Below are 5,370 nucleotides of genomic sequence, written 5' to 3' on the forward strand. Positions count from 1 at the left end.
TTTATCTCATGTCTAATCACCAATTAGCACTTTGTCACCGGGGAAAGATGTAAAGATTATGTATAAATAGATTGGCTTAGAAGTGACATTTCAACTTTGGAGAAACAGGTGACATTTTAAACTTGCTTTAACAAAATTTTGGGACTGACCGAAACAAAAAGGCCAGCCCCGGAGGGCTGGCTATTCAGTACAGGGCAATGACAGGTTTCTTGATGCCGCAGGCGTGAGCGTAGCGGGTCAGTGTGTCGATGCTGGCTTTGGTGATGTTGTTTTCCAGGCGAGAAATAACCGGAGGTGTAACCCCCATGCGTTCAGCAACCTGCGCTTTTGTCAGGTTGTCATGCTTGCGCCATTCAGCAAGCAGCTCCCTGAGCTTTTCCTTACGTTCTTCTTCCTGCCATGCAGCGCGATATTCATCGTCCTGCATCCACTCGTTATGCAGTTCTTTATGGCTTACCAGTTTCATTAAGTACCTCCGCTAACCGCTTTTTGGCGAGATCGATTTCTTTCGCTGGCGTTTTCTGTGACTTCTTGATGAAAACACGGAGCATGATGATGGTATTGCCTTTGTGGTATACCCAGATTCCCCTGGCTATGTCCGTCCCCATCGTGCGGATCTCAAAAAGTCCATCGCCCAGGGGCTTCGTGTCCGGCTCCCGCAGTAATCGGGCGTCATACTCCAGTTTGCCGATGAGACGGTCAAACTTCACCCTGATTTTTACGGGTAATGCTGTGGCTTCTTCCCTGGCTTCCGGGTGATAAACAACGCTAAACATGTGACCTCCCATTTCTATTAATATTAACCTATAGGCTAATTTCAGACAAGGTAGAATTAACCTATAAGCTAATTTTGTTGGCAGTTATCGTGGCTACCCGGTCACTACCCTGTTAGCGTGAGTTTTCGTTCCACTGAGGAACGGGGATTTATGCGCGTTAGCGCATGTAAGGCGGCAGGATGAAATGACAGGTAGCACCGAGGGTTAGCCGCCGATACCAGTGAGGGATCGAAAGGGATCGCCTATCCATCCCTTCACCCTGCAAAGCCATATTCCGCTAAAAGCGGCTCAGAGGCTTTTGTGCGCGGTCGGAGTGGTCACAACAAGGCGAAGCCGCAGTTGGGGCGTATCTCCGCGTTAGCGGGTCGTAAGAGCCGCTTACGAGCGTGTAGGGGTCAGTTTGGATATAGAGAATTATTGTACGGTAAGCCTGTTTTTTGAACAGACTTACCTATAGCAATAGGGTGTACTCCCGCGCTATACAGCGTTTTCAGGGGATTTTGTCTTAATCGGATAACCTAAATGCGATACAGCAAGAGCGACAACCTAAAAGCGATAGCCACTGACGATAAATCAATCACTTACGTATCCGAATTGGTTGAATAATGTGCTCAACGTACAAAAATTTCCGATCTCCAAACTGACCCCAAACAGTGTCCCCCAGTTACAGCCCTCCCCTCTCTTTCCGGGCAGTCTGAGAGTGCTACCGCATTTTCCGTGACAGCCACACTGTGGGTGCCGGTGCAGAACGGCAGCAAATTTACCCGTGGGAAGAAAAAGGTCAGAGAAGATATTGCCTGGCTGGTTGAGTGCGACTATGACGGAAAGGTGTTGGACAACAATGAGTACAGCCTGATTTTTACGTATAGCGATGAGGCCGATTTGAAAGAGCAGATTGACGAACTTTTTGACGAGATTTACCGCACTGCTGAGATACGTAATTGCGTGGTCGATGACATGACGCTAACAAATGATGCGACTAATCAAGGCTGGAAGGAATATGATGGAGGTTGGCAATAAGTCACTAGTAGCAGTTAGAACCAACATCCCTCGCAAGTTCCAACCCTTAAAGATACGCATATACTCATTTACACATAAAGGCGCATTTACTCATTTGTGTTTTTGTGTATAATTAAACTCAAATGAGTAAACACACAAATGAGGTTTAGACATGAAAATTATCGCGTTCCTCAACCCTAAAGGTGGCTCCGGTAAAACGACGGCAACAATCAACGTCAGTAGCTGCCTTGCCAGTTCGGGTAAGAAAATTGCAGTTGTAGATACAGACCCACAAATGAGCCTGACTAACTGGAACAAAGCAGAGAAAGCAGCATTCGATGTTTACACCGCAGCATCAGAGAAAGACGTTTACCAGGTAAGAAAAGATCTGGCTGAATATGACTTTGTGATTATTGATGGAGCCGGTTCTCTGTCAGTTATTACTTCCGCTGCGGTGATGGTCAGCGACCTGATTATCATCCCGGTAACACCCAGCCCTCTGGATTTTTCCGCTGCCGGTTCTGTAGTCACTGTGCTGGAAGCCCAGGCTTATAATCGTCCGGTTGAAGCTCGATTCCTCATCACACGGAAAATCGAACAAGCCACCATGCTTAACGTTCTGAAAGATAGCATTGCTCAGACGGGTATTAAGCCGTTTAAAACTGCCATCACACAACGCCAAAGTTACGTTAAATCCGTCATGGAGGGTGAGAGTGTTTTCGATACCAACGATGGAGCAGCAAAGGGCGAGATAGCCATTCTGACGCGAGAAATACTTGATTCATTTGAGTAAAAACTCATATACTCATTTCAGCATATTAAGAGGTTATGTATGGCACTAACTAAGCAACATACATCAAAAACAATGAGTTTCGGTGAGCATCGGGATCTTGAAAAAGTCGTCAATAGCACACCCACGGGAAAGCAAAAGAGAGTCAACGTTAACTTTGATGAAGAAATACATATCCGCTTCAAAGCTGCGTGTGCAAAACAAGGTACATCTATTACTGATGTGATAAAGGATTTGGTCGATAATTGGCTGAAAGAAAATGACAGCTAAAAACACAAATGAGTAAAAACACATTAACTCAAAAACACACCTATCCTTACCGAGAACACTGATCTGGTGCATAAATTTTTTATGTGCCAGATCGGTGTTGGCCAAGCAAAGCGCGGCAGCGTGTTTAGACTTACAGTAAATGGCGTTTATGGTTCATCTGGTGGTGCAAAATACGCGCAATCAGAATATCCGTATCACGAACCGTATAAAAAATGGCATGTCGCTGAAATTCAATGCGCATTACACCAGGAACGGCATGGTAGTCACGTCCCATATCTGGCATTCCGGCCAGTGTCTCGAAATATGCCTCAAGTGCGTCGGTATAATGGTCTGCCTGAGCTTCACCAAATTTCAAGAGCGTATAATCATAAATCCCGGCGAAGTCTTCTGCCGCCCGTTCGGTGAGTTTATACACGATGTCTCAGTTTTCTTTCTGCTGCAATATCCCGCAGTGATAGCGAGCTTTCACCGCTTTCCAGCCCGGTAATAACAGCCTGGCGAATAACTTCATCGTTTGTTTCCTGTTGCTCCAGCAATCGCAGCGCAGAGCGCATAACTTCACTTGCAGAGCCGTAACGGCCACTGTCTATTAATCGACTGATAAACGAATCGAGTTGTTCGCCAATCGTAACGCTTGTTGTTCTGGCCATAACGCCCCCTGTGTTAACTATCAACACAATGATAGGAATACTTGCTCCTGGTGTCAACGAATACACCCAAACGGATTTCGCCCCCTTCCTGCCAGACTGTTTTTTTAGCTTACTTTTAGCGATGAAGTAGGTAAGGGCGAAAAGCGCCTTTTCGCTGCATTGCGTCTCGTTGACTCCATGCCTCCGGCTAAGGCCGGAGGTGCTACTTAAAGTCTTTTGGGAGCATAGCGACCATGTCGAACCGGCGCGGCCGTCTGGCCGCTGCAAGGGCGGTCATTATCGGTTTTCCCCGTTATCCACAGATCTTATCCAGCGAATTAAGTAGATCTTTAATGAAGTTAAGCAGGTCGAAGACCTGATTATTTTGCAGCTAACTATTGGTTGATTGCAGATAATCCTATTTACCTATTTGCAGATAAGTGTGCATAAAAGATATAACGCCGGTGTTGATTGGGGTTTTGACCAAATATCGGTGAGGTTATCGTGATGATGGTGGCTAAAAAACGATCTGTTTTAGCAGATGGACAACGAACATCCTCCGCAGGGAAACGGATTAGTAAAAAGAGGGCGGGTTAGTGAGGCGGGGCTGCGCCTGGCTGCTCCATATTTACCAGTTCAAGCTGGTAAAGCTGAGTCCAGACCATTTTTTCAAACTGCTGAGGGGTTAAATGGTGTATATCACCCTTCATATCACGGAAAATACGCTCGGCCACCTGACGCTTTCGCTCATCGAACGGTAATTCGGCCAGCTTACGCCGTTGTTTGCCCTCAATAGCGCGTGTACGGCGGCTAAGTATCGTCTGATGGCGACAACGTTCATACCAGCGCTTACGGGCTTCTTTTACTGTCATAGCCTCGCCGGGTTGTAGAATGCCGTCCTCAATAGCGCGTAGGCGTTCTTCTTGCTCTGCTCGTAGCTTGTCCATATCCACACCGGTAAGACGCCAGCCTTCTTCTGTAATGATTATATGCTTAGGAAAACGGCACCCGTTCACATAATCCCACTCAGTTTCAGGCGCAAGGACTATGCCAAACCTCGCCAATTCGTCTATCAGACGCGACACCCTGGATACCGTCACGGCAGTTTCAGGGATGATCTGGCCATCTTCATTCCGTGGACTGAGTTCTTCAGCCAGCTTAGTGATGTTGATAGTGACAATACCGGTAGCAAGATCGGCTTTGTTGACGAAAAGCACAAACAACGCATCGAGCAAACGCCGGCGTACTTCACGGAAAGCTCTTTTTCTGTCCGCGACAGGTCGCAAAAAAGTGAAGATTGGATCGGCAGAAACACGACGACGAATAACCCAGGCACCAGAGGTTTTGTCCTGGCTCATAAGGTTACGTAAGGCTCGACCATGCTGTTTACTGAGGGGCTTATAATGCGCCGGACGCACGTAGAGCGGTAACGGACATTTACAGGCTGTAGAATGTTCGCCACGGTGACGTTTATCGGGGTTTTCTTGGGAAGATTTAGTCTGGTTACCCACGCCCGCCCGCGCTTATGGCGAGGAAGAGGGGTTGTTTTAGGTTATGCATTTGCTATAATCCTTTTCAGGCGCCGCGCCTGCTTTCGACCCCCTGAATATCCCTCGTTCCGCCAAGTTCGTCAGGATTTCAGGGGGTTTTTGCATTCAGGGTGTGGCTTTTGCCTATCACCCTTTCCCTAGACGCTATTACCGGGAACGTCCCACCCGTATGAATACTTGTAAACGCAGGTAAATTACCACGTAGTGAAGCAACGATCAATTCCCCCGCCAAAAGATCCCGCAAAGAACATATCTAATTTACCCAATCAATTCATACAGATATTGAGTCTCAACATTATTAACATTGTGAATATCAACAGGGGTTTTCTCTTGTCTATGGGGTTTGAGGTCCAATG

General features: G+C 47.0%; 8 protein-coding genes. 3 read left to right on the top strand and 5 right to left on the bottom strand.

The window, feature by feature from the left end; all coding sequences use genetic code 11:
• Positions 1–184 precede the first annotated feature (184 nt).
• Positions 185–466 carry a helix-turn-helix transcriptional regulator gene (locus F0Q32_RS24930; RefSeq protein WP_000780222.1) on the bottom strand — a complete coding sequence of 94 codons (282 nt, stop codon included), beginning with the start codon at positions 464–466 and terminating at the stop codon, positions 185–187.
• Positions 447–776, bottom strand: a complete 330-nt coding sequence (locus F0Q32_RS24935) for a type II toxin-antitoxin system RelE/ParE family toxin (RefSeq protein WP_000493286.1) — start codon at positions 774–776, stop codon at positions 447–449. The genes F0Q32_RS24930 and F0Q32_RS24935 overlap by 20 nt, the downstream gene beginning before the upstream one ends.
• A 717-nt stretch (positions 777–1,493) precedes the next feature.
• On the opposite strand from F0Q32_RS24935, the gene F0Q32_RS24945 reads away from it, so the two are divergent.
• From F0Q32_RS24945 to F0Q32_RS24955, 3 genes are all read left to right on the top strand, one after another.
• Positions 1,494–1,796, top strand: coding sequence for a hypothetical protein (locus F0Q32_RS24945; RefSeq protein WP_181497813.1), 303 nt, complete (start codon positions 1,494–1,496; stop codon positions 1,794–1,796).
• Between the two features lie 151 nt (positions 1,797–1,947).
• Positions 1,948–2,568 carry a ParA family partition ATPase gene (parA, locus tag F0Q32_RS24950; RefSeq protein ID WP_032490866.1) on the top strand — a complete coding sequence of 207 codons (621 nt, stop codon included), beginning with the start codon at positions 1,948–1,950 and terminating at the stop codon, positions 2,566–2,568.
• Positions 2,569–2,607: 39 nt separating this feature from the next.
• Entirely contained in the window at positions 2,608–2,835 is a 228-nt protein-coding gene (locus tag F0Q32_RS24955; RefSeq protein WP_008815937.1) for a plasmid partition protein ParG, read from the top strand.
• A 130-nt stretch (positions 2,836–2,965) separates the two neighbouring features.
• On the opposite strand, the gene F0Q32_RS24960 is transcribed toward F0Q32_RS24955, so the two are convergent.
• From F0Q32_RS24960 to repA, 3 genes are all read right to left on the bottom strand, one after another.
• Positions 2,966–3,250: a type II toxin-antitoxin system RelE/ParE family toxin gene (locus F0Q32_RS24960; protein WP_142972764.1), complete on the bottom strand. Its 285-nt coding sequence runs from the start codon at positions 3,248–3,250 to the stop codon at positions 2,966–2,968.
• Positions 3,243–3,485 (bottom strand): type II toxin-antitoxin system ParD family antitoxin, encoded by a 243-nt coding sequence (locus tag F0Q32_RS24965; protein WP_050074632.1) that lies wholly within the window; start codon positions 3,483–3,485, stop codon positions 3,243–3,245. The genes F0Q32_RS24960 and F0Q32_RS24965 overlap by 8 nt, the downstream gene beginning before the upstream one ends.
• A gap of 572 nt (positions 3,486–4,057) precedes the next feature.
• Positions 4,058–4,975 carry a plasmid replication initiator RepA gene (gene repA, locus F0Q32_RS24970; protein ID WP_149465089.1) on the bottom strand — a complete coding sequence of 306 codons (918 nt, stop codon included), beginning with the start codon at positions 4,973–4,975 and terminating at the stop codon, positions 4,058–4,060.
• Positions 4,976–5,370: the final 395 nt, after the last annotated feature.

It is taken from the genome of Pseudocitrobacter sp. 73 (assembly GCF_008369545.1).
Lineage (GTDB): Bacteria > Pseudomonadota > Gammaproteobacteria > Enterobacterales > Enterobacteriaceae > Pseudocitrobacter > Pseudocitrobacter vendiensis.

Coding starts and splice junctions, on each gene's coding strand:
- F0Q32_RS24930 (WP_000780222.1), bottom strand. CDS start 466: ATGAAACTGGTAAGCCATAAAGAACTGCATAACGAGTGGATGCAGGAC.
- F0Q32_RS24935 (WP_000493286.1), bottom strand. CDS start 776: ATGTTTAGCGTTGTTTATCACCCGGAAGCCAGGGAAGAAGCCACAGCA.
- parA (WP_032490866.1), top strand. CDS start 1,948: ATGAAAATTATCGCGTTCCTCAACCCTAAAGGTGGCTCCGGTAAAACG.
- F0Q32_RS24955 (WP_008815937.1), top strand. CDS start 2,608: ATGGCACTAACTAAGCAACATACATCAAAAACAATGAGTTTCGGTGAG.
- F0Q32_RS24965 (WP_050074632.1), bottom strand. CDS start 3,485: ATGGCCAGAACAACAAGCGTTACGATTGGCGAACAACTCGATTCGTTT.